This is a genomic window from Rubripirellula reticaptiva, from assembly GCF_007860175.1.
Taxonomy (GTDB): domain Bacteria; phylum Planctomycetota; class Planctomycetia; order Pirellulales; family Pirellulaceae; genus Rubripirellula; species Rubripirellula reticaptiva.
This window is the reverse complement of sequence record NZ_SJPX01000003.1, coordinates 457,470-479,366: the sequence shown is the minus strand read 5'-3', so window position 1 is coordinate 479,366 and position 21,897 is coordinate 457,470. Positions and strand designations below refer to the sequence as shown.

The 21,897-nt window shown below is 52.7% G+C and carries 25 protein-coding genes; 4 read left to right on the top strand and 21 right to left on the bottom strand.

Features of this window, described 5'->3' with window-relative positions; genetic code table 11:
* Positions 1 to 82: 82 nt before the first annotated feature.
* From Poly59_RS14720 to Poly59_RS14695, 6 genes are all read right to left on the bottom strand, one after another.
* Positions 83 to 541 (bottom strand): hypothetical protein, encoded by a 459-nt coding sequence (locus tag Poly59_RS14720; RefSeq protein ID WP_246151658.1) that lies wholly within the window; start codon positions 539 to 541, stop codon positions 83 to 85.
* 292 nt (positions 542 to 833) lie between these two features.
* Positions 834 to 1,580 carry a leucine-rich repeat domain-containing protein gene (locus Poly59_RS14715; protein ID WP_146534862.1) on the bottom strand — a complete coding sequence of 249 codons (747 nt, stop codon included), beginning with the start codon at positions 1,578 to 1,580 and terminating at the stop codon, positions 834 to 836.
* A gap of 154 nt (positions 1,581 to 1,734) precedes the next feature.
* Complete coding sequence (locus Poly59_RS14710; protein ID WP_146534861.1) at positions 1,735 to 2,088, bottom strand: hypothetical protein; 354 nt, start codon at positions 2,086 to 2,088, stop codon at positions 1,735 to 1,737.
* Positions 2,085 to 2,468, bottom strand: a complete 384-nt coding sequence (locus Poly59_RS14705; protein ID WP_146534860.1) for a hypothetical protein — start codon at positions 2,466 to 2,468, stop codon at positions 2,085 to 2,087. Before Poly59_RS14705 ends, Poly59_RS14710 begins: the two co-directional genes overlap by 4 nt.
* Before the next feature lie 1,408 nt (positions 2,469 to 3,876).
* The gene (locus Poly59_RS14700; protein WP_146534859.1) at positions 3,877 to 4,374 is read right to left on the bottom strand and encodes a hypothetical protein; all 498 of its coding nucleotides are present in this window, start codon (positions 4,372 to 4,374) and stop codon (positions 3,877 to 3,879) included.
* Positions 4,375 to 4,541: 167 nt separating this feature from the next.
* Positions 4,542 to 4,877 carry a hypothetical protein gene (locus tag Poly59_RS14695; RefSeq protein ID WP_146534858.1) on the bottom strand — a complete coding sequence of 112 codons (336 nt, stop codon included), beginning with the start codon at positions 4,875 to 4,877 and terminating at the stop codon, positions 4,542 to 4,544.
* A gap of 210 nt (positions 4,878 to 5,087) precedes the next feature.
* Between Poly59_RS14695 and Poly59_RS14690 the strand changes: the two genes are divergently transcribed.
* Positions 5,088 to 5,420 (top strand): hypothetical protein, encoded by a 333-nt coding sequence (locus Poly59_RS14690; RefSeq protein WP_146534857.1) that lies wholly within the window; start codon positions 5,088 to 5,090, stop codon positions 5,418 to 5,420.
* A gap of 431 nt (positions 5,421 to 5,851) precedes the next feature.
* Here Poly59_RS14690 and Poly59_RS14685 read toward each other — a convergent pair whose 3' ends face one another.
* The 13 genes from Poly59_RS14685 to Poly59_RS29535 form a co-directional block, all read right to left on the bottom strand.
* A complete protein-coding gene (locus tag Poly59_RS14685) occupies positions 5,852 to 6,151 on the bottom strand; it encodes an immunity 53 family protein (RefSeq protein WP_146534856.1) in 300 nt (99 codons plus the stop codon).
* 147 nt (positions 6,152 to 6,298) lie between these two features.
* Positions 6,299 to 6,613, bottom strand: coding sequence for a hypothetical protein (locus Poly59_RS29545; RefSeq protein ID WP_222436110.1), 315 nt, complete (start codon positions 6,611 to 6,613; stop codon positions 6,299 to 6,301).
* A gap of 192 nt (positions 6,614 to 6,805) precedes the next feature.
* Entirely contained in the window at positions 6,806 to 7,279 is a 474-nt protein-coding gene (locus Poly59_RS14675; protein WP_146462363.1) for a hypothetical protein, read from the bottom strand.
* Between the two features lie 996 nt (positions 7,280 to 8,275).
* The gene (locus tag Poly59_RS14670) at positions 8,276 to 8,719 is read right to left on the bottom strand and encodes a hypothetical protein (protein ID WP_146534854.1); all 444 of its coding nucleotides are present in this window, start codon (positions 8,717 to 8,719) and stop codon (positions 8,276 to 8,278) included.
* 163 nt (positions 8,720 to 8,882) lie between these two features.
* Positions 8,883 to 9,413: a GspE/PulE/PilB domain-containing protein gene (locus tag Poly59_RS14665; protein WP_146534853.1), complete on the bottom strand. Its 531-nt coding sequence runs from the start codon at positions 9,411 to 9,413 to the stop codon at positions 8,883 to 8,885.
* 144 nt (positions 9,414 to 9,557) lie between these two features.
* On the bottom strand, positions 9,558 to 9,923 hold the full coding sequence (locus Poly59_RS14660) for a hypothetical protein (RefSeq protein WP_146534852.1): 366 nt from the start codon (positions 9,921 to 9,923) through the stop codon (positions 9,558 to 9,560).
* Between the two features lie 1,166 nt (positions 9,924 to 11,089).
* Positions 11,090 to 11,869, bottom strand: coding sequence for a hypothetical protein (locus Poly59_RS14655; protein WP_146534851.1), 780 nt, complete (start codon positions 11,867 to 11,869; stop codon positions 11,090 to 11,092).
* Positions 11,870 to 12,001: 132 nt separating this feature from the next.
* Positions 12,002 to 12,568: a hypothetical protein gene (locus Poly59_RS14650; RefSeq protein ID WP_146534850.1), complete on the bottom strand. Its 567-nt coding sequence runs from the start codon at positions 12,566 to 12,568 to the stop codon at positions 12,002 to 12,004.
* Positions 12,569 to 12,624: 56 nt separating this feature from the next.
* Positions 12,625 to 13,182, bottom strand: coding sequence for a hypothetical protein (locus Poly59_RS29540; RefSeq protein ID WP_186776266.1), 558 nt, complete (start codon positions 13,180 to 13,182; stop codon positions 12,625 to 12,627).
* Between the two features lie 102 nt (positions 13,183 to 13,284).
* On the bottom strand, positions 13,285 to 14,421 hold the full coding sequence (locus tag Poly59_RS14645; protein ID WP_146534849.1) for a hypothetical protein: 1,137 nt from the start codon (positions 14,419 to 14,421) through the stop codon (positions 13,285 to 13,287).
* 139 nt (positions 14,422 to 14,560) lie between these two features.
* Positions 14,561 to 15,220 carry an ankyrin repeat domain-containing protein gene (locus tag Poly59_RS14640; protein WP_186776265.1) on the bottom strand — a complete coding sequence of 220 codons (660 nt, stop codon included), beginning with the start codon at positions 15,218 to 15,220 and terminating at the stop codon, positions 14,561 to 14,563.
* Positions 15,221 to 15,366: 146 nt separating this feature from the next.
* A complete protein-coding gene (locus Poly59_RS14635; protein ID WP_146534847.1) occupies positions 15,367 to 15,756 on the bottom strand; it encodes a hypothetical protein in 390 nt (129 codons plus the stop codon).
* Positions 15,757 to 15,844: 88 nt separating this feature from the next.
* Entirely contained in the window at positions 15,845 to 16,747 is a 903-nt protein-coding gene (locus Poly59_RS29535) for a hypothetical protein (protein WP_186776264.1), read from the bottom strand.
* A gap of 68 nt (positions 16,748 to 16,815) precedes the next feature.
* Between Poly59_RS29535 and Poly59_RS14625 the strand changes: the two genes are divergently transcribed.
* From Poly59_RS14625 to Poly59_RS14615, 3 genes are all read left to right on the top strand, one after another.
* On the top strand, positions 16,816 to 17,040 hold the full coding sequence (locus Poly59_RS14625; protein WP_146534845.1) for a hypothetical protein: 225 nt from the start codon (positions 16,816 to 16,818) through the stop codon (positions 17,038 to 17,040).
* A 1,196-nt stretch (positions 17,041 to 18,236) separates the two neighbouring features.
* Positions 18,237 to 18,545: a hypothetical protein gene (locus Poly59_RS14620; protein ID WP_146534844.1), complete on the top strand. Its 309-nt coding sequence runs from the start codon at positions 18,237 to 18,239 to the stop codon at positions 18,543 to 18,545.
* Between the two features lie 38 nt (positions 18,546 to 18,583).
* Positions 18,584 to 18,910: a hypothetical protein gene (locus tag Poly59_RS14615; protein WP_146534843.1), complete on the top strand. Its 327-nt coding sequence runs from the start codon at positions 18,584 to 18,586 to the stop codon at positions 18,908 to 18,910.
* A gap of 104 nt (positions 18,911 to 19,014) precedes the next feature.
* Here Poly59_RS14615 and Poly59_RS14610 read toward each other — a convergent pair whose 3' ends face one another.
* Together Poly59_RS14610 and Poly59_RS14605 are read right to left on the bottom strand one after the other, a co-directional pair.
* Complete coding sequence (locus Poly59_RS14610; RefSeq protein ID WP_146534842.1) at positions 19,015 to 19,332, bottom strand: hypothetical protein; 318 nt, start codon at positions 19,330 to 19,332, stop codon at positions 19,015 to 19,017.
* A gap of 126 nt (positions 19,333 to 19,458) precedes the next feature.
* The gene (locus Poly59_RS14605; RefSeq protein WP_146534841.1) at positions 19,459 to 19,968 is read right to left on the bottom strand and encodes a hypothetical protein; all 510 of its coding nucleotides are present in this window, start codon (positions 19,966 to 19,968) and stop codon (positions 19,459 to 19,461) included.
* Positions 19,969 to 21,897: the final 1,929 nt, after the last annotated feature.

Here is a 21,897-nt window from a genome sequence, read left to right as displayed (position 1 = left end):
GCGGCGGGATTTGACATTGACCTCACGAGAAACCACGCCACCGCCGCTCCGTTGCATCCCATGGTTCGTCTGATCTTCGGCGTCACCAAAACGCATTGATACCAAGACACAATACCATAGCAGACGCGATGAACTGTGGAATATAGCGTTTATCCATCGAACGAGCAAAAGCCCATCCGGTCGCTGCCGTTCCGATGAGTCCCGGAATGAATAGCATCTGTGGGCAGTTGTTTAACGCCGTTGGGTCAATCCAGTGGTAGCCAAGAAGCAACAAACCCAAAGTGGGCCACGCCCAGAACCAGTAGACAAGAAGCCGGCGTTGCTCAACTCGGGAAAGTCGCTCAAACGCCATGGGGCCATGAATTCGCCGACCCTCCACGATTTGCTTTCCGCAAGAGCCGCAGCAGCGTGTCGCAATGACGCGACGAGTAGAACGGGACAAATCAGTGGTGCATTCAGGACAGATAAGTGCGTAGCGTTTTGATTTTCGCTCAGCCCATACCAACGGCGCGAGAAAGAATCCAAGTGAAGGAAGGATCATCGCTAGAGGCAGAAAGTCCGCGACCGTTTCCCCGAAGTTTTGCCTTGCAGAGTTGACCAAGGAGTCGCGGCAGAGAGCGACTGCCACGAAGTATGCGAACATGGCGACAACACCGACAGTAATCGCGGGAACAAGTATCCACACTCGCTTCGTCGACAAGTCTTTGATGTCGGCAGTCGTTAACATCACCCAAGTGCATTTCTAATCCGACGAACGTTTGGCATAACCGGGCCGCCGCGGTTGATGCTCCATCTGAAAACGCGCGACCGGCGGCTCCGCGTTCATGCCATTGTTATCTGCTGTTTGCTCGCGACCGTTGGAGTTCACGACGTTCTTTGCGCAAGGCGGGCGAGCTTACCGACCGTTCTCTGAGGTATTTCAAACTGTCGAGGTGCTTGAGGCCTTCGGCAGTGAAATGTTCTGATGCAATCCGGAGTGTCTTCAATTTCTTGCAGCGATCCGCGAGTAGGCGGAGTGATTCGTCCGTCAGATCTGGCGAATTCAACCAAAGTTCCTCCAAACCCGACAATCGCTTCGTGATTGTCGCGACGAACTTATCGGTGAATTGTCCATCGTGAATCACCAATTTACGAAGCGTCTTGGCGGCACTCAGATGATCGGCGCAGCCATCCGTGCAAATCGGTGCGTCGTCATACCCGTTGTCGGCATTGAATTCGAGGGTGTGAATCTTGGGAAGCAAGGTGACAAATCTGAGATCATCATCATTTATGCCGTCTTTGCACAGATGAACTTCCTGCAGGTTTTTCAATTGTCCCAGCTTCAGAAGATCGCCTTCAATCGTGACGTATTCACAGTCTATTCCCGCGTATCCCATGGTGATTCGAGCGATACTGACAGAGCGAGACAGTTGATCGATATCTTGCGTAGTCAATTCCGTTCCGTAGTCGAACGCCACGCTTTCCGGCTTCCCGTTCTTGTACGACCAGTGCCCCTTCGAGATCGGCGGCTGTGAAAAGGCTACTTGCGGCGGCCCAAACATCGACAGCGAAGCCAGAATGATTGCGATGGTGACTTTCATCGAGAATCTCAGTTCAGTTTTGCGTTGCCCAATTGCAGAGCAGATAACGTCTGCCATCACCGGGCCGGGACGGTTGATGTTCCATTTGTAAAAGCGCGCAAGCCCGGCTCCGGTGCATGGCTTGGTTATCCGACGATTCTGTATTAAGTGTCATTTAGCCGATTATTTTGTCAAGTATCGGCAAGTCGCGAAGGATTTCTGGATTGGTGAACGCTTCCCACCATAGAACACCGCTGGGACATACTAGTAGAGCGACCGCAAAGAGGCCCCAAGCGTAGCTAACCATTCCGGGTTCTTTGTTCCGAATGCTGCGGACGCAACCAATGAGCAGCAACAAGCCAATCGCGAACAACACGATAGGAAGCCAGCGGGCGACTGACCAAGCCACGCCTGTTTGATAAGACCATTGTAGGAAGGTGCCGATCGAACCGCAAATGAGGCCTCCCATAACCCCTGCGGTGGTCAATACCTTTGCTGTCCGTAGTTCAACAGAGTTCGCTGCGCTCATTCGGTAGTCTCACGTCGTTCTGCCCCGTCATTCTCTGTCTCGGGAGCGGGAAGAAATTGCAAATAAGCAATGCGATCGAGCGCTACGAAAGCACGCGTGCCAGGATAAGCGACATTGACTTCTGGGTAGTTGTCGGTCACGACCCCGTTGAGAAATCGTTTACCGCCAACGACTACTATTTCAGTGTCGACGAGAACCGTTTGTTCGACGCCGTCAGAACCACCGAGGTCAAAAGTAACCAAGCATGGCGAATCACCGAAACCATACATGTTTTTGTGCCCGGCCGGATCGTCATCACCAGCATACGCGAGGCGGTACGTCGCAATCACAATTACGCTGAGAGCAAAGGCTGCAAGCAGAATAGACGTTCGTTGTCGCATAGGTTGCATTCCGTCGTTGGTTGGGGTTCGGGTAAGCGTGAGGGTGATTTCAGTCGGTTCGTCAACTTTCACCGGGCCGCGGCGAAAGACATGCAAATAGAAAAATCCGCGCGGCCCGCGGCTCCGTGTGCAACGTATTGTATCGCGATCCTGAATTCCAAGGCGGGAAAACGGTGGCACCGGGTGATTCACCCAGTTGTATCACTTCAATGTCTGCTTCGGGAAAGAGTCGTTTGAGTTGGTCCGTTCTTGCCCGAATGGTTCGTTCGCTGTATACGATGACGCACGCGCGGCGAACACCAGAAGCGCCAAACATTCGGATGCGCCATGGCGCGGAATTATCTAAGTCGGGCCTGAAATCACCGGGAAGCTCTGCCCAGTACGAATCGGTTTCATGCATCCACGCAATAGCCCGTTTACGCTCAGCGATCCAGCTCAGTTGCGTTACAACATATGCAGTTGCTACGGCTACGATTGCAACGACGAACAAGAGGGTTTTGATTGAGAAACGAGGAACCCAAGTCATAAACAGTCCGTTTCGAATAATTCTATCTGAGTCGGATAACGTAACGCATCAGCGGGGACGGGCGAACCGCTTGCAAGCAGAATTGAAAACGAACCACCCGTCCTCCGTTGCATGCGATGGTTATCGCAAGAACCCTCTCGCAGAGTGTTTTACATTTGCTGCGGCTTACGAAAAGCCAACGAACTTGAGTTTAATAGGTCTGCTAAGAGAACGTAAGTGAATGCGGAGCCAAAAAGCAGCTTGCCGATGGTAGAGCCAACGTGCCGCATCATGTACGGGGCAGACAGGTCAACGAAAAACAGTTGAACCAGGGCGAGCAATCCAACGAGTGTTAGGTACATCCAGCATCCCACGGAGAACTGGTAGCCTTTCCGTCTTCCTTGCCACAGCAGAATGCCGCCGGCAAGTCCACAGAAACCTCGAAAAACAATCGTTGTTGTTAAAAGAGAAATCGTCAGCAGGCTCGGGGGCGAAGCGAAAGCAAGTGCAGCGACGACAATGGCTCCGAAGACGCCAATGACACCCTGAAGCATGGTTAAGGCAGCAATGAATTTTCGTGGCCGAAGCGAACCCGTATTTGACGCATCCCGGAGAAAGACCTGTTGCGAGCAGTGGGCACTAGAAATGCCAGTAAGAAGATCGTCGCGAGGTGCGTTAGCGAAGCGGTGCCCGCAGTCCCTGCAATTCATCGCGTCTTGACGGAGGGTTACCCTCCCGCATTCCGTGCATTTCATTTGTCGTTAAACGCCTATGAAGCCCCTAGGATCACTAAGGCTTGTAGCTTGAGTTGAGAAGCGTCGTTGCGATAACGGCGGACATCACCGAGGACGCGCGAAAGACTCACCTTTGCCAAACCGCTCGGCTCGCGTCCTTCGGTGCATGTCATGGTTCCCCGCGTTTTCGATCTCGCCGATCAATCCACGATGCAATTCTCGGCGGACCGTAGACGCGGGTTTTACGATAGGCCCAGTCATAGTCAGCGGGCATGACAACGCTGGGCATTCGTTTCATTGTAGGATACCAGAATTGTCCCTCAGATTCACACAATCCACAGCAAAGCTCTGCAAGTATGTAGTCATCACCAGTCGTGTCAGGTGCCACGGAGTATTTTGCGGGAGCGATCCCGTAACCATTCGGAGCATCAAGAAAGTGCAGGCGAAAGTAGAGATCGAGCGATAAGCCGAGATCAATAAATACGGTCTCAAGTGACAGCCCGTCAGATGTGATGCACTTGCTATGCGTGTGTTGGGCAACCGCACGACGAAAGAGTTCATCGATCGTGCGAATAAATTCGCTGTCGGAGCGAAAGTCTTCGATGAGTGTTGCGTTCCATTGGCCGCACGCACCGACAGAGTCGTAGCGACGCAGGCGATCATTCACCGCTCGGAAGACAAAGTCAAATTCTCGATTGAACGTGAGTCTCCAAGTCAGTCGGGGAACGATTGCGATAACCGGGTGGCCGCGGTAAATCTTCCATTTGTAAACGCGCTGTCGGCCACTCCGCGTTCATCGCTTGGTTATCCAGCGTTTTCCCTCGCCGTTGTAAATCATTTTTGGCGTTGGTCCGTTGGGATTCGTTCGCATTCACGTAGGTGTTGCGATGTGTCGTCGGAAATCCAAATGCGACCGTGTTCAATCCATGCAGAGCAGTGTGCGGTCGCGGCGATCCAGCTCTTAAAGGCAGGGTACATCGCGTGCCATTGATGATCCGGAATCATTACTTGCTTGAAGGTGCGACCGTCTGCGGTACGGTATTCGCAATCGCCTTCGTGCAGCCCTGGTGACGCAATGCCACACTCATTGTAGCAATAAATCAGGAACTCCTCGGTAAGGACTTTCCATCCATCGGGCGGTTGATGTTCAATTAGGACCGGGTGTGCCATGCTCTTGCTGGATAACGCTGATGGTCAGCCGGGCCGAACGGTTGACATGAATTGAAATTTACGGGTGGCTGAGGACTCGGCTGCACCATTTTGTTATTTGCTGCGTTCGTTCAATAGATGTGTTAGTTCAGCGAGTGACATGTGAGACAGCCACCCACAATCGCCGCTGCACTTCAAGAATGACGAATGTGCGGCATGGGAGACGGGCATATGACATTTTGGACAAAACGGAAGCCACCGGCCGGCGGTGCGTTTCCCTTTACGGAGTTCGACTGTGCGGACAATCTCAAGTTCTTCTTCGTGGAGGGCCTGAAGATCTGTATGCTTTTGGGATACCTGATCGCGTTCAAGTGTTACGCGATCAAGTTGCGACTGAAGGTTGCCTACTTGAGTTTGAAGGTCAGACACCTTTCGCTCAAGGTCAGCCGTGTAGTCGATTGTGAGAGAAAGGCGTTCACGGAGAATATCACTGATCGGCAAACCAACGAGTGCTTGGCGGGCTGTATCGAGGATTCCCATGTGGAGTCTGCCTTGAGCAAATAACGTTGGTGATCAGCGGGTCGGGAGAGACGACTTTCCATTGGTGAAACCTTGCAAGCCCGACTCCGTTGCATCACATGGTTATTTGTTTGCCCGAACCAGTCGTCGGACTAGCGGCCGGCAAGCCGTCAGCCTATCGGACATGGAGCTGGGCGGCAAGTTTTCGGCCGTTGCGTCAGTCAGCGTTGTCAGCAGTCGTGGGAGTTGATCAGGGAGCGCCATCAAAGTTGAGATCACGAGTTGTGCGCGGTGACCATCAATTCCGATGCACGAAAAGACGCGTCGGTTTAGTACAAATAACGGTGACGATCAGCCGGCGGCGACGGAAGATTAACCACTTCAAAACGCCCGACTTCGCCGCTCGGTTGCATCGTTTGGTTCCCCGCGTTTTCGTTCACGGCAACCGCGTTCTCGTTCACGGCAACCGCGTTCGATCATTGTGAGTCAATCCAATCGAAGAAGCAACCAATTAGAAGCGGCAAAGTTGATGGACCACCGGCGGCACAGAATTGATCGTTCTCGATGTAGTACGCCGTCCAAGTCCGTTTTGCACCGGAGATGCCATTCTCGACCATTGCAAGTTTACGCCCGGAGTATTCGGTGCCGGATAGGTCGATCCGCAACGACCAGCCCGGATTGTCGAGTGTTTCGATATGCACTCCGTACGAATGTTCCCAGTCACCGTTGCAGTGTTCGTCGTACCAGCTCTGAAGGCGTGTGAGTTCGTCGGGCATCAAATCGTTGGACGCAATCGATCAAGTCAGCCGGGGAACGACCGCGATAACCGAGTCGCGGCGATTGATTTTGAATTGTCAAAAACGGCGACTCCGCGACTTCGGTTCATCGCATGGTTCCCCGCCTATGTTTGGGTGAGGCAAATGTCAACCATCAGAATTGTTTTCAGAGATTATAGCATAGAGGTGTTCGGTATCGGCTGCAGTAAGACCGCAATGATGAATTGCAGTTTTAATCTGTGCGAGAAAGCCCGCGAGAATCGCAGCATCATTTGCCGGTGTCAAATCTTCCATGGCTGGAAATCCCGTTTGCAATTGCAGGACATCATCGTTGTTTGGAATCGTATCGCAGCGGTTTTGCGCGAATTCGTCGGTGACACCAAGCAGCACGGTAGACCATGTTGGGTCGTTCAGTTCAGCAGTAGCAATGCGTTCAAGAACTAGGTCAATCCGTGGACGCACGCGACGAGCCGCTCGTGAGAACGTTCGATTCCGTGCAGCAATGGAAAGTCGGATACGCATCGAAATCGAAGTGGGTGCTTTCAGTCGGGGAACGGTTGACATCACCGGGTGGCGGCGAACGACGTGCAAGCAAACGTAAAATGTAACCACCGCCACTCCGGTGCATGTCTTGGTTATCCGGTTTCGATTGGATCATCGCTTTAGGGGAGGTCCAGTGGAAGGCGGAATCTTGAGATGCTCCAGTTCGATCCGCTTCGAGCCCAGGTTAACGGTCACCAAGAACTTGGCAAGTTTCACGGAATAGACGATCCGCCAGTCGCAGCTGTGCTCCATTTCTTCAAAAGCAACAGAGAGGGTCGCGGTGGGGCAAGTCGATAGGCTTAGCAGTTGCATATTCAGCGCCGCTGTGTTGCCGGCAAAGCGTACAGTAGCCGAGCTCATATTCGTGGTTCCGTCGATGAATCCGCAGTTCTCGGTCTGGAAAGCGGCACGAACCTGCTCGCGGGCGTACTTGGGATAGTCGTTTGTAAAAGGAACCTGTGAAGCCGACTGAAGCTGAACCACTATTGCGGAAGCGGGAGCGGATGTAACGAGCAGCATGGCGGAAGTAACAGTCGCGATCAGTACCAGTCTAGTGCGTGCCATTAAATTGCTCTTAGATTTCATGTTTGCAGTGTAGACTTACGAGGCGGAAGCAAACCCATCGTCACGTTCAGTCGGATAACGGTAGGGTTTTGCGGGCCGGGAGTGTTGACTTGCAAGCAAACAGATCCGCCCGCAAGCCCGGCTCCGTAACAACCCATGGTTATCGCCGATTGTTGCGGGCATTGGTTAAGCATTGACCCGCGAGAGCGGACGACAACGACGGAACGTCGCCAGCACGGTCTGCGCGAGCAGAAAACAACGCCGGGACGGCGACGAGCATTAGCTAAGCGTTAGTCGCAGGGAAGGTTTAAGAAACAAGATCGGTTACAGGAGTTTTGTAGCGGTGATCAGTTTGAGATTCGGAAGTGGAGCGATGGTAGTAAGCGATCCGGAACAAACAAGCGGCGTTCCGCCCCGTCGGTGACCCGTCATGCGGGCAACCGCTGGAATCGACCAGTGCAGCCGAGTGTACCAGGTTTAGCGTGAAGGAATGTGCGAGTGACACTATGTGTCGTCGTTTGAGATGAGACGAAGAATGTACGAATAGCCGTCAGGGCGATCGTGAAGATCAGATCGGAACTCACAACGAGCACCAGCCGCGATAACGCTAATGTTTACCGGGCACGCGCCGGTAGACTCTCCATTCAGAAAACGCCGGATCGCGTGCTCCGGTACAACATTTTGTTAGGTGGCGAAGTGAATCGTGAATGCAACGGCGACTTTTTTGACGCTATGGTCGGCGATGAGCGTCGACGACTTTATCGTTGTTTTGGAAATGGTTTCGTAATGACTCGCGGGCAATTAAACAATGGCGACCAATGCCCAGAGTGCAGCCGGGAAATTGACGCGAGGTTCGTGGGATTGGTTGAGACACGAAAGAACATAGTGGCGATGTTGCCGTTGTGGTCGATGCATAACCCTGTCGAGATCACTATCACGTCGGAAGTCGTGTGCGAATCGTCCACCTAACGTTACCGATCACCGGGCGGCGGCGAACGATTCTCCATTGCGAAAAAGCTAACCACCGCCGCTCCGGTGCATCGGATGGTTATCCGCCGTGTTCCAGCGGTGCAGACACCAAGGACATTGCTGGGCACGTGGAGTGCGTGCCAAACCAAAGCATTCAGGGCATCGGTTAAGCGGCAACACAGTGTAGTTGTCCCGGATCACACGATCAACGGCGGTCTGTTCGCGAATGTCCCATGGCGTTTCAAGTGCAGCGATAGTGTCAGTGTCGTCAACATGCCCGTCGCGCTGTTCGCACATTGTGTAGAGACGTTGCCATTTTATAGACGTGGCATCGGATGTAAGCGGTACGGTGTATTCGGTGACACGACGTTCGAGAGCGGTCATGAAGTGCCGGCAGTGCTTCGCAACAAACGCACGCAGAGCAGTGCGGTCGTCGTAACAATTGCGAACCATTGCAACGCCGCAGAACTCAATTTGGTCAGAGGATGTCATCAAGCATCAGGATGATCGGGACATTTCAGTCGGATAACGGCACGCGTCACCCGGTACGCGCGAAAGATTTTCAACTTCAAGACCGCACGACTCGCGTACTCGGGTGCACGCGATTGTTCGCCGCGTTTCGTGTCAGTGTACGGTAGCCATCAATGATAAACGATCACGTTGCGACACGGGAAAGCCAACGGCGCCAAACACGCCGAATTTTTGGCATTTCTGATTGATCAATCAGACGATGATACGGTTTGCAATTAACGATCCAGCGCCATAGATCATGGTCATCGTGATCAGGCGGGAATTCGGCGGCACCAGTCCAATGTTCCATGCCTTTCCATCCACTCGCCTTCACGACGAGTGTTTCGCCGTCCCAGTAGTGCCATCCGCCCCAGTACCAGTAAACGGAATGACTGTCAGATGATGATGGTTCAGTTTCGGCGGGATACAGCAACGCCCAAGCGCGTTTGTACCATTGGTCAGACCGTACAGTGCAGTGAACTTTGCGATTCAGAATGAACGCGAGACGTTCGACATCAGTTTTGCCGAGACGTTGTGGCCCGGCGAAGACGAGTACGCCGCCAAGTAGTTGAAGCGGAACTACGCAGAGTTCTTCAGCAACGGACTGAGGCACTAAATCGGCCATCGCTGGATCAGGTAGCGGGCGATCGTCGTAGGTTGTGGTCAACGTTTTCATTGCGTCGTCGCTTCGGTAAAGATGAAACCATCGTCGGCGAACGCTACGCGTCACTCGGCACGCGCGAAAGATTCTCAATGTCAAAACACTCAGCTCGCGTGCTCGGGTGCACGCGATTGTTCGCCGCGCGCTCTATTCGTTCATTCAGTTGGCAGCGACGAGGAGCCGTCCGGAAAGTGAGCATAGTGTGTAAATCACCCCTGAAATTACAGCCAGCCATTTTGTTTTGTCGTTGAACAATGCAGCCACGGCCAGTGGATAGTTCACCCATCGAACAAGCAGCAGTAAGGCATACGCCAGAAACACTATCCGAGACTGCGTAACAAGTAGCAATCCAAATGAAATGCAGATCGATGCCGCTTGAAGTAGCAGCGCAAACGACATCCAGTTGTCGTGAACGAACCTTGGAATCCTCGTGCTACGCTTCTTCCGACGACGCGAGAGACGGTCGTCGCTGACAACAATCGATGGTAGCTCCGCAGGAATGTGTGCTTTGTCTTCTTCAGTCATTTGGTGGTTAACCGACAATATGTCGTGGGTCTGATTTGTATTCGCCGTGTTCGATTGTTGTGTTACTAACTGTCGCCGAACGGTAGTGATCAGCGGGGACGGGCGAATGACTTGTAAGCAGACGAGAAAACGGACCACCCGTCCTCCGTTGAATCACATGGTTCGTCGAATTGTAAATCAGTCACGCCGACATCACCAACAGGAACAAGCTGGCAACAATGACAAGGCAACAAACGGGGATTTGGATTAACGACAATACAATCATCGCTCGAGGATAGGATCGAAAGCCGATCAATGTGCCCGCAGTCGAAACGAGAACAACGCTTCCGCCGAGGACTAAAGCGGCAATAAGCTGAAGCTGATTCTCAATTTCCGCAGCGAAATACGTTAGGTACGCAAAAAACAAAATTGAGGAGGTCGAAATGGCAAACAGCACTACTGAGAGCAAGCCGAAAGCTTCTGAAAGACCTTCTGACCAACGAGTCGCCTCGTCATCGCCTGACGGATTCGTAACGCATGCGTGTTCGCTCTCGCTCGAAGTTGGTTGCCCAGTGTTCATAAGCGCCCGGAGCCCGTTGACGTTAAAACCGTGTGCACAACTATAGTGGGAAGCACGATCCGTGTGGAGAGACACGACGAACGTCTGCGATATGCGGTCGGCGGCGACACAAGTTTCGGCCTGCGAAGAACCGTTCCCGCCGATCCGTCATCATCGCTTGGTTCATCGCGACATTCTCGCATTCGATCAGCGAATCAAAGTGCCGCGATGTTGGCATTGAGTCTAGTGGCAATCGCAAGTCCAAGCAACGTTTCGGCCGAGCAACCAATTCGCCCGAGCAACCAATCCGTCCGAGCAACGATCCAAGAGCAACAATGAGACCGAGCAAGAAACGCGAGCTGACCACACAGAACCCGTCAACCAAATCGTCCGAGCAAGCGAGTCGATGAACGGCTGGGATGACCGCGGTCGCCGCGAAAGATCATCCATTGGAAAAACGACGGCTCGGCGACTCCGGTCCATCCCTTGGTTCTGTGGTCCTACCCATCGTCGAACGAGAAGTAGCGGATTCCGTTTCTACCAGCATCTTGCGTAGTCGATCATTCGAAGCCTCTGCGCGAGGACAGCCAGCTGTTCCCAGATTGCAAATACGTCTCTTTAGCTACAGCTACGGTTTAACCACCAGTGCGTAGTCCTTCACCTCGGTATCGAATTCAAACATCACACCCGTTGATGTTGGCTTGGACCGTATGTCGCTCAGGGTTAAAACACGATTTCCGCTTGAACGTTCAACGACGATACGTGCTCGGTCGAGATCACCAGGGACTGAATAGAAGCTAAATCTGCCCTCATCATCGGTTAGCTCCGGAGCCGAACGCGGAAAAAGTTGATCAATCTGAGTCTTTCGCGAATGGATCGTAATAAATGCCTTCGCGAGCGGGCTTCCGCTGACTTGAACGCGGCCGGTAACCCTGATTGCCCTTGCCATTTTTAAGGTGACCTCCGCGTCACCAACCGGTTCAGAAGTGAGCACTCGGTAAGCCGAACGAAAACGCTGACAACGATCGTTTAGATCGCGATCGAACGCCTCGCGTTCCAGTGGGTCCCTTGGAGCATCGTCGCACAGCTTCATCGCTTCGTCTGTCGTTAACTCGACACGATGCGCATATAACCCCGCCAGCGTCCAGGAAACGACGTGTAGGGCCAATTCGCAACGGCCATTCATGTCCGTTGTTTGCGGCGGCGCTAGTTCCATCGGCACTCGATAGTCCTTTCCGTCTTGACGAATGGTTTTCAGATAGCGAGCCTCCACCGTTGCGCCTTCGATCGGCTCGCCCTGTTCGTCCACCACCCGTATCGGAATCCGATCTGGAAGATCAGCGAAAACGCCCGTTGGAGTCGCAAGCAAGAGGATGGCTGTAGTGCTTAAGATCGTCTGAAATCCCATGAAGATGTCTCCGAAAGCGATTCAAATGCCATGCTACCGCTCTTGCACAGAACGGTGCCCGTCACCGGGCCGGGAGTGTAAAGTCAACCATTTCAAAACCGGCCGCAAGCCCGGCTCAGGTGCACGGGATGGTTACCCGCCGCTTGCTAGGTTCTTTGGGATCGGAAACGGAAGGTCTGGGGCTGGCGGCGCGTCCTCGAATCGTCGTCCCGAAACAATCATCGCGTAGGCAAGCATTTGGTCGCTTGAGAGGTTCGATTCGGGAATAAACGTCCCATCTGGTTTACGGACCAAGGATGGGTCATCGAACCACGTATCGGGCCAGTATGCAAGGTTCATCAGGCGAGCACCAGGGAATTGCGCATCGAGCCAACCATAGTAGTGGTCCATCTCGTGGCCATCGAGCTCTGCGGACGTGACAGCCGCAAAGATAGACGCGACTTCAGCGTATGTTGCGGAAGCATCGTATGTCGAGACAGGGTGAAGTGCGGCGAGAACAAAGTCAGCCTTGCTGGTTGATTCGTAGTACGCTTTGAATTCGCTGTGCTCGGTATGACGCGTGGCATGGCGATGCCATTCCTTCAGAAGTTCGTCAGCGCCGCCAAACGGACGGTCCTCAATCTGGTCGCAGATTTCCGACATGCGGGCAACGACGGCCGGATCAGGGTCGGGGAGAACGTATCGAGCAGGTATACCCATGGGATTCAGTCGGGTAACGGTTACGATCAGCCGGCGGCGACGGAAGATCAACCACTTCAAAACACCCGACTTCGCCGCGCGGTTGCATCGTTTGGTTCCCCGCCGTCTGGTGATGGTGTTGAGGTCAGCGTGCCATCAGCAGCAAACACTGGATTTTGGCGGTAGAGCCCAAGGAAAGCAAATGCAATCGGTATCCAAATCGGCATTAGGAGGATGAATTGAGCCATAAGTCCGCCGTTTGCGATCCCTGTTGCGGCTCCAATTCCCCGACCCACGTTCGGTAAAGTCCACATCGCACCAATTGCGAAAAAGTAAAGAACTTCAAACAGCAGCAACATCGCAAGTAATCGTGCACAGGTCGCGGAGCCAAGACAGAGCCCAACAGAAGCGACGATGATCGAGATGTAGCAGAAGATGCAAATCGCGGACATTACGTAAAATGCAGTGAAAAAGTGGGGCAATTGAGCAATGTCCGGCGATTCGTCGAACGCACCTTGAAACGCAGCAAAGAGTGAGCCTGCGTTGTATAGCAGTCCGAATAGAGCAGCGCAAATCAGCAACGTCGCAATAGCATAGGATGCGTAACGTTGAGTCGGTGTGCGTCTTGTGGTCATCGATTTCAGTCGGGGAACGGTGACGATCAGCCGGCGGCGACGGTTGATCTTTCACTCCAAAACGCCCGACTTCGCCGCTCGGTTGCATCGGATGGTTCTGGCTTACTTTGGAAGCTTAACGACAAGCCCCGGCAAATACGTGACCACCGGGTTGTCTTCTCCCGCAACCTCTACGCCGGAATCGACTATCGCTTTAACGTGTTCTCGAAGTTCACGTCGTGCTGAATCAAATCGATCCATTATTGTATAAACATCCGAGGTGTCCACGGTTATCGTCCGGCCTTGGGAAACATCGAAAGGAATGCGATCACCTTTCCGTATCACTTGAATCGTGGGGCGCTTTGTCATGTGCCGAACACCGAGTTCGTAGAATGCGTTTGGATTGCTGAACGAGAGGTCAGCGATGCAAAGCCTTGAATTCACAAGGTGTACAAATACCTGTTGGCTGATCAAACCAGACTTCTCAATTTTGTCTGCACGCACAGCTTTCAAGCCTAGCTCGTTTGCCACCGGCTGAATCAGATGTGTTAACATCATGTCTGAATGCTTTCGAGCATCGCTTCCGTCTTCGCCGATTGGCGTGATGTAGAAACAGATTTTAGACCAGTCGTAGTCTGGCTTTGTATCATCGTTTTCTATCGATTCCTGCGTTTCGTCCGCTGCATCTTCGACCGTGGAAACACCTCCGACACTCAGGTGAAGCGTGCCGTCTCCGTCCTCATTCAAAATGCCGACGTAACGTCCGTTATCGACGACCAAGCGAATGGTTTCATCAACGCGATCTCGCGGAACTCCAAACTTGCTCTCCATCACATTGGGAAAATGCTGCTCCGAGGGCAGTGAATGACCGTCGTAGTCAGTGAAAAACTGACTTAACAGCGTCGGCGTTCGTATCGCCTTGATCTGAGCATCTCGATCCTCCCCATCAAACGTTGGGGCAACAATCTTACGGCCAGTTTCGGAGAGCAGGAACTGATCCCCTTCTTTAGTGATTAGCCCGTAGGCTTGAGCTGCAGATAAGAGGTAATGAGTGTTTGGGGATGTTTCTCCAATTTCAAGCGTGTCGCAGATTTCCTTCTTCGACGCCGATTTTCCCGCGTAAGTCGAATGAAGAACTTCAGGAATGCGTATTGCTTGTTCGAGGGTCCGTCGAGGCAATGCATCCGCAGAAACGGTCGACGTTCGATTGCGAGTTTGCTTTGGAGCGTCAGCCTTTTTCTTCGTCGTCTTCTTTGCCATTGGGGTTCCAGTTGCGATTCATGTTGTTGCGACAAATATTGGCCAGAACGACAAGCGTAACCGGGCGGCGGCGGTTGACGTTGACTTCGAATTCTGCGTGATCCGCCGCTCCGGTTCACGCAATTGTTCTGTGTGGTTTTCAGGTGGAACCTTCATCGGGTGGGAAGTCTGGCCCGACTCCAGAGCCTTCATACGACAGTTGATCGATGATTGACTTATCGCGGAGATACCAACTGGCCCAACTCAGCGGTGTATCCTTGTTGACATCACGAATCGTAGGATCGGCACCAGCATCCAAGAGCAATTGAATGACTTCCGAGCTACCCCACGCTGCAGCTCGATGCAATGGGGTTTCACCCCGCACACGCGCGTCCCGCCACAGCCCATACGTCTTCATTCCGGGCTTGGTTCGGGCATTAGGGTCGGCGCCATGCGCTAGCAGTAATCTGACAGGACGAGCGTCAGTGCTACCGGCTTCACCGTGCAACACTGTTTCGCCGCTATGTGGGCTTGAACAGTGAACGTTTGCCCCCGCTTCAACCATCAGTCGAAGACACTCAAAATTGCCACAGACGCCGACGATCACAGGATACCCCCATTCATTGCACTGCAAATCTGGATCAGCAGTGTGCTCCAGCAGGTATTGCGTTACTTCAGGATGGTAGGTCAAAAGCGGTCCTATCCCATGTTTGTCGACGCTGTTTGGATTAGCACCATCCTCGATCAAGCGTTTTACTGTCTCAAGTTCGCCGGCGAGAGCGGCTCGAACAAGTTCGTCGTTGCGTGGCAGATCAATCATAGAGACGCTCGTCATCGGCAGCTGTGAGGTTCAATGATGCTTACACAGAACGTTGACGATCATCCGGCGGCGACGGAAGATCAACCACTTCAAAACGCCCGACTTCGCCGCTCGGTTGCATCGTTTGGTTCCCCGCTCCGGTGAGATCATTCATCGACCATCGGTCGAGGCGGTCCACGCTTTGTAGGTAGTGGTGCCGCCTCTACGATCGAACGGCGAATTTGGTGTACGACATGATTGAGCTCAAGGTCGTCGCACCAGTATTCATCGAGTTTACCCGCGTGACAAAATTTTGACGTGTTGAACCCGTCTTCGATGTCATTGTACCAAATAGCGGTCGAGCCAATCAACGCGACAACCCAGAAGCCACCACCAAGTTCGCCCCACGGGTGTTGCATCCATTTCATAGGATCGATGCGTATCGAATCCCAGAAGCGGATGTGGTCGTCATCGAGCCGAGAAACGGCTTCGTCGATAAGAACGCACAATTCGTCGAGTGTGATGGGAGTCCACTTGCCGTCGTTTCGATCAGCCATCATCGAGTTCGGTTGTTCGCGCAATACAAGGCGACTTCAGTCGGGGAACGGCCAGGATCACCCGGTCGGCGCGGTTGATTCTCAATTGTCAAAACGCCCGACTCGCCGACTCGGGTGCATCCGATGGTTCGTCGATTCTTGCATTTGCGACGAAGGCACGAAGCAACAGATCATTGTGGCGTCGAAGCAGCTTAACAAAATTAACATACATCGCGAATGAAGCGACGCCACAACAAGTTGACCAGACCCACGTTTCTATGGGCTGACTACCGTTTACGCTCGTATCCCAATCCGGGCAGAGTGGATATAGGGCGACGATGAGGAACGCCAGGCTAGTATTCCGAGAGAACCCATAGAGTTCCACGAAGTGCATCGACGATCGGTAAACGGTAGGCATGTGTTCCATCGAGTATGCCTGCACTGTCCAGAAGAGGTCGTGTGATCTTCGTTTGATTGACCAGTCGGGGTACTCGACATCACACAAACGTCGGAATTTTCGTTCGAGGGCTTTTCGGTAGGTCGAATCGTATAGATGCACAAAACCAGGAATTAAGTCGAGCAAAGGTCGGCAATTGCGCGAAGTGAAACGAGACAGGCGAAACGCCCAATGAAGCCCTCCCTTGTCCCGCAGCCACTTGAATGGCGCTCGCTTGTGAAGCTCTGTGATAGCAGCAGCGGATTTCCGCAACCAAGGGCCGGAGTTGTAGCCGCAGAAAAGTTGAATTACGGGATAGCCGAACGTGTATTTGAGCAGGACGCGTTCGAGCAGCCAGCTTGAGACGGCGGCAATGATGTGCCCAAGGACATACGCAACAATGCAGAGCATCGCTATGTCGACCCAGCTTGTGGTTTGGAAACGCGCGACGATTATTGCACGGATGTCAGTGTGGAACTGCGTCAGTGGGGCGAGGGCGACGACGCCGGGAAGAAAATACCCGAAGATGTCGTAGGGCCAGAAGTAAATTCCAGTTGCAGAGTAAGGTTTGCTCAAGGTTTGGATTCATTTCCTGTAGTTCGGCGAACGCTTGTGTTCAATCGGTCGCGGGGAGGCGGCCAACCATGAAGAAAGACACTGACCGCGACTCGATTGCAACACATTGTTCTGCTGCTTTGTGCCACGTTGAGTCTGTGCGTAAAGAGAACCCTTCGCTAGCGTTGCGAATGCAACGAATCTGCGAGGCATACGACAAGCAAGATTTCGAGTCAACAAGTTTGTTAAACGATGCGTTTGCATTGGCGTTTCAGATTGGACAGATGATCGAGGAAAAACATGGAATGGATTGAAGGACGGATGCAGATTTTCTTCACGATGGTTGTCTGCTTCCCAGTGGAGTTTGGCATCGTTTTTACAGCGGGATTCATGGCGAATATTGCGTGGCGGAGGTTTAGATATGGCGACGTTTGAATGCGGATTGTGTGGTCGAATCAGCAAAGAGAGTGCGTGCCGATGTGCCAAAGCGTGTGAAGTTTGTCAAGGTAGTGGTTGGTCCGACCCAACAAATCGCGACGTTTGTTGGCAATGCAATGGTAGCGGAGAATTGCTACATTCAGATGAGGTTGTGACGCCCAATTGGTTGGATTGTCAATCATGGATGCGGAAAGATGAAAACATGGAGCATTTCAAAACGTGGCTAGCTTTTGGCGGTCGCAGTGCAAAGCGTTTTGAGGTGTTTGGCACGCGGCTACGGATAATGCTGGCGAGTGGTCTACGCTGCACATCGGCAAAAGCGTTTCCATATCGAAGCCAACGGTAAAGCAGGTGTTGGCATTTAAGCGAGCGTTTGAACTATCTGGAATCACCGGATAGTTGCACTGGCTGTGGCCAGTGCATTTAAGTCAGCAGAACGCCTGCCGTAACCGGGCGGCGACGAAAGATTCTCCATCTCAAAAACGCCCGACTTCGCCGCTCCGGTTCACGGCTTTGTTATCCGACATACTCTGCGGAGTTTTGTTTAGCTAAGAATTCTATCAAGCAAGGGCAAGTCCCTTATGATCTCTGGATTCGTGGACGCTTGCCACCAGAGAATTCCGTACGGACACACCATAAACGCGAACGCAAAGAGACCCAATGTGTAGCTAATCATCCAAGTGGCTTTGCGTCGAATGCTACGCACGCAACCAGCGAGGAACATCAAACCAATTACAAAAAGTGCAACAGGAAGCCATCGCGCAATGAACCATCCCGTGCCCGTTTGGTATGACCATTGAAGGAATGTGCCTATTGAGCCACAAACAAGGCCACCAACGACACCCGCAGTCGTTAACAACTGTCCCGTCCCTCGATCAATCGGATCGCTCTCGCTCATTCGGTTTCCTCAATTGTGTATGCTCAAGATTTGTGTTGTTAGCGCTCATTTCGGACAAACGCAGATCGGATAACGCTACCCGTAACCGGGCGGCGAGAGAAAATTTACCATCCCGAAACCGGCTGATCGCCGCTCCGGTTCACGGGTTTGTTATGCGGCGATTGAGGTAAGAATATGAACGCAGGATTAAGAGATTTGGTTTCAGGGGTGGTTGCAGTCACGAACACAGACGGATTCCCTCTTGAGTCGATGCCACCGCAAGGTAGCGTTACAGTCGAGTTCGGCACTGGTGCGACGGTTGAAATCGGAGCGAATATGGATGAATTTGAGAAGGCAAAAAATGCAGTCGCGGGAAAGCGTGCGAACGTCAGTTCCGCAACGACGCCAGCAAAGGCGTTCAAATACTATTTGCAGGTTGCCCACAATGTGATGGTGGATGAAGCTACGGCGGGTGCAATTCTCGCTACGGCTAAGTCCGCATAACGACCGGCGATCAGCGGGTCGCGAAAGGAAAAGTAACCATGTCAAACCAACGTAATCGCGACTCCGTTGCATCGCATTGTTCGTCGGCTTCGGAGTTTCCGCAGTTCACTTGCAATCCGGTCTTTCGAGGCATGTTTGAACTGGGCGATCCGAAGAATACGAAGGTTGAGTTTAGCGGAGCCGGTGAGGTTGTCCACATAATTCAGGGCGACCAATTGATAGAGGTCAGCATTGGGTTCTTCCGTGACGTTTGCATCGTGTTTGATCGAGCGAGGGAAGCGTGCAAAAACGACGATCAGGCGTCAGCGATGTTGTTTTATGGGCTAGGTAGCAGTCGGAGCTACCCAACGGCAGATTGGGATTAAGTCCGACGAACGGTTGCCATCACCGGGCACGGAGAGTGATGATTCCATTTGTGAAACCGCGCAAGCCGTGCTCCGTGTGCATGGCTTGGTTATCCGCCGTGTTCCTAGGCAATGACGAATTGAGTCACAATCGCACTTCCGCCGAACAAAATAGCGCATCCGGCGACCTGCATCGCAAGCGCGGGCATGGATATGCCACGAAGCCAGCGCAGACCAGCGATAGCGTTAAGCAAAGAAGCGGTGAGAAGGATGGGGATCATGCAGATCGCGACGTGCCAGAAGTTGGGGTCAGCGTAATTAGTGGCAACGATACCAACGATATAGACTATGCCAAGAAGTAGCGTGCAAGATGCGATTAGCCATGCGAATGCAGCAGCAAAGGGATGGCGAGTTCGCGAATCAGGAATAGGTTTAGAGTTCATGTCGCGTCCAAATTTCGAGGGTGGATCTGAAGCGGGTTGTTTCGGATAACGTTGGTCGTCAGCGGGCACGGCCAATGTGGTTTCCATTTGTAAACGCCGTATGCCGTGCTCCGTTGCACGACATTGTTATCCCTCCGCAGTTTTTAGATGGGGTCTGGCGATCCACCGCCAGCCAAGCAATGCAATAAAAAGAGCCGTCGGGAGGAAAAAGACGGTAGGAAGGACGTAGAAGTAGGTCAAGTTTTTGAATTGAGAATCGGCCCAGAAAAGAACTGCAGACAACGATACGAGCATAAACATGCCCCAAAGCGGAAATCGAAGAATTCGCAGCAATCCAAATGCGCCCGCGACGCCCACAAAGCAAAGCAGTGAGTTTAGCCAAAGTGTACGCGGCGTTTCTCGAAACGGAGCTGTCTTGCCACCGGGAAGCACCTTGACCCTGTGATAGTGGAATGGAAATCCAGTATTGAGATATACGTCCGGCGTCACATTTGGTGTTGCATCGTCAATCCGCTCCCAAAGAGCAACGGTGTCAGTGAAGCGGTGGTCAGGAATGTTCATCCACACTGCAAACGCTGCAAACAGCGTTGCGAATGCGATCGCAATTGTGTCGGATAGCTTCAAGCGGAAGGCCATGACGGGAATTCGTTCCGCAAATTGAGTGGGATAACGTTACGGTTTACCGGGCGGCGGCGAGTGCCGTGATTTCAAAACAGCGGTACCACCGCCGCTCCGGTACAACCGATGGTTATCCGTTTTATCGACGGGCATTGATCGAGTGTTGGGCAGTGGATTTCAAGTCGCCAAAGTCTAGCGGGGCCTAAAGTACGCGGCAACCAATTCCGTTCATCGAAGGATCAGAACCGTTGCGGTGCGATCGACAAACGCCAGGCGTTGAGACGGAAATCAGTCAGCGATCAACCAGCGTTGCAGCCAACGCCAACGGAGGATCAAAACGTTTGACGCGTCGATTCACTAACGCAAAAGCCGAACGACCAATTCGCAATCGAAGGTTGAAGTGATCGCTTGTGCGAAGAAATACGCCGGACACCTGAGGGAGTATGTCGGATAACGGCAGTGATCACCGAGCCGGGACGGTTGATCTAAACTTCAATTTGAACGCGCAAGACCGGCTTCGCGTGCATCACATTGTTATGTGCCGTTCACCCATGCTCTAAAGAAGGGTGATAGCACCGTAAACCTCAAAGCAGATCAGATTATCGACTGTTTGCCGATCCAATCAAGCCAATTACCTCAGTTATTCAAAATCAGAGCAATTACCAAAATATCCGCCATGTTATGGCCGCTTCCATTTTGTGCGAAAAGCCAGATCGAAATTCAACCATCGCCTTCAGTGAAAAATCATTGTTCCTCTCGAACCAACCAACAGGGAATGATCCAACGAGCACTGGCAGAACCTAAAAACATCCTGAGCCAAACCTACGAATCTGAATTGGCAGATTCCGGAAAAACTTGGCCCCTGAATTAGAGCACATAACGTTACGGTTTACCGGGCGGCGGCGAAGGCCGTGATTTCGACAGGACGCGACCACCGCCGCTCCGGTACAACCGATGGTTATCCGTTTTATCGACGGGCATTGATTGAGTGTTGGGCAGTGGGTTTCAAGTCGCCCGAGTCTAGCGGGCCCTAAAGTTCCAGGCAAGCAATTCCGTTCGTCGAAGGATCAGAACCGTTGCGGTGCCATCGACAAACGCCAGTCGTTAAGACGGAAATCAGTCAGCGATCAACCAGCGTTGCAGCCAACGCCAACGGAGGATCAAAACGTTTGACGCGTCGATTCACTAACGCAAAAGCCGAACGACCAATTCGCAACCGAAGGTTGAAGTGATCGCTTGTGCGAAGAAATACGCCGGACAACTGAGGGAGTATGTCGGATAACGCCTGCCGTAACCGGGCACGAACGGAAGGCTTTGATTTCAGTTGCCGCGTGATTGAGTGCTCCGGTTCACGGCTTTGTTATTTGGCGGGTGCTGTGTACGGATTTGATTGTCTTGAAAACGTCGCACGAGTTCCCCCTGTCTCCATGGCCCATGTCGAGTCTCCGAACTCGCAATCGGAAGCCACGAAAACTGCACTAAGTTTAACGAACTCTGATGGGAACAGAAGTTGTTTCAGCATCCGCCACGGTGATGACCGTTTAACTGTTGACAGAATCAGGGTGCGAAACATGTCGTCGCGGACATCGTCAGGTGGTTGTCCCATTTCTGTCTCTATTTCCGTGCCTGCGAACGTGAAGTAGCTGAAGGGTGTTGGGCAATCTTCGTTGAATTCAATCCTCACTGCGCCAGCTCTGTTTGCCCAGAGGAGGATCGACCCCAGTACGTTTCGCCGATATCGCCAACGCGGATAGCCCGGCTTCATGTGTTGGTCTGTCACGGGGGTCAGGTTGATCACGGTCACATGTCTGTTTGCCAAATAACGCTTGCGGTTCACGGGGCACGAAAGGAAAGCTATGAGTTCAGAGAAAACGACGATAAGTGCTCCCGTGCAACCGATTGTTATGCCGTGCCCGTTTTGCGGAAGCAGCGTCCAAATGACATTCA

Coding starts and splice junctions, on each gene's coding strand:
- Poly59_RS14720 (WP_246151658.1), bottom strand. CDS start 541: ATGATCCTTCCTTCACTTGGATTCTTTCTCGCGCCGTTGGTATGGGCT.
- Poly59_RS14715 (WP_146534862.1), bottom strand. CDS start 1,580: ATGAAAGTCACCATCGCAATCATTCTGGCTTCGCTGTCGATGTTTGGG.
- Poly59_RS14710 (WP_146534861.1), bottom strand. CDS start 2,088: ATGAGCGCAGCGAACTCTGTTGAACTACGGACAGCAAAGGTATTGACC.
- Poly59_RS14705 (WP_146534860.1), bottom strand. CDS start 2,468: ATGCGACAACGAACGTCTATTCTGCTTGCAGCCTTTGCTCTCAGCGTA.
- Poly59_RS14695 (WP_146534858.1), bottom strand. CDS start 4,877: ATGGCACACCCGGTCCTAATTGAACATCAACCGCCCGATGGATGGAAA.
- Poly59_RS14690 (WP_146534857.1), top strand. CDS start 5,088: ATGACATTTTGGACAAAACGGAAGCCACCGGCCGGCGGTGCGTTTCCC.
- Poly59_RS14685 (WP_146534856.1), bottom strand. CDS start 6,151: ATGCCCGACGAACTCACACGCCTTCAGAGCTGGTACGACGAACACTGC.
- Poly59_RS14675 (WP_146462363.1), bottom strand. CDS start 7,279: ATGAAATCTAAGAGCAATTTAATGGCACGCACTAGACTGGTACTGATC.
- Poly59_RS14670 (WP_146534854.1), bottom strand. CDS start 8,719: ATGACATCCTCTGACCAAATTGAGTTCTGCGGCGTTGCAATGGTTCGC.
- Poly59_RS14665 (WP_146534853.1), bottom strand. CDS start 9,413: ATGAAAACGTTGACCACAACCTACGACGATCGCCCGCTACCTGATCCA.
- Poly59_RS14660 (WP_146534852.1), bottom strand. CDS start 9,923: ATGACTGAAGAAGACAAAGCACACATTCCTGCGGAGCTACCATCGATT.
- Poly59_RS14655 (WP_146534851.1), bottom strand. CDS start 11,869: ATGGGATTTCAGACGATCTTAAGCACTACAGCCATCCTCTTGCTTGCG.
- Poly59_RS14650 (WP_146534850.1), bottom strand. CDS start 12,568: ATGGGTATACCTGCTCGATACGTTCTCCCCGACCCTGATCCGGCCGTC.
- Poly59_RS29540 (WP_186776266.1), bottom strand. CDS start 13,182: ATGACCACAAGACGCACACCGACTCAACGTTACGCATCCTATGCTATT.
- Poly59_RS14645 (WP_146534849.1), bottom strand. CDS start 14,421: ATGGCAAAGAAGACGACGAAGAAAAAGGCTGACGCTCCAAAGCAAACT.
- Poly59_RS14640 (WP_186776265.1), bottom strand. CDS start 15,220: ATGATTGATCTGCCACGCAACGACGAACTTGTTCGAGCCGCTCTCGCC.
- Poly59_RS14635 (WP_146534847.1), bottom strand. CDS start 15,756: ATGGCTGATCGAAACGACGGCAAGTGGACTCCCATCACACTCGACGAA.
- Poly59_RS14625 (WP_146534845.1), top strand. CDS start 16,816: ATGAAGAAAGACACTGACCGCGACTCGATTGCAACACATTGTTCTGCT.
- Poly59_RS14620 (WP_146534844.1), top strand. CDS start 18,237: ATGAACGCAGGATTAAGAGATTTGGTTTCAGGGGTGGTTGCAGTCACG.
- Poly59_RS14615 (WP_146534843.1), top strand. CDS start 18,584: ATGTCAAACCAACGTAATCGCGACTCCGTTGCATCGCATTGTTCGTCG.
- Poly59_RS14610 (WP_146534842.1), bottom strand. CDS start 19,332: ATGAACTCTAAACCTATTCCTGATTCGCGAACTCGCCATCCCTTTGCT.
- Poly59_RS14605 (WP_146534841.1), bottom strand. CDS start 19,968: ATGGCCTTCCGCTTGAAGCTATCCGACACAATTGCGATCGCATTCGCA.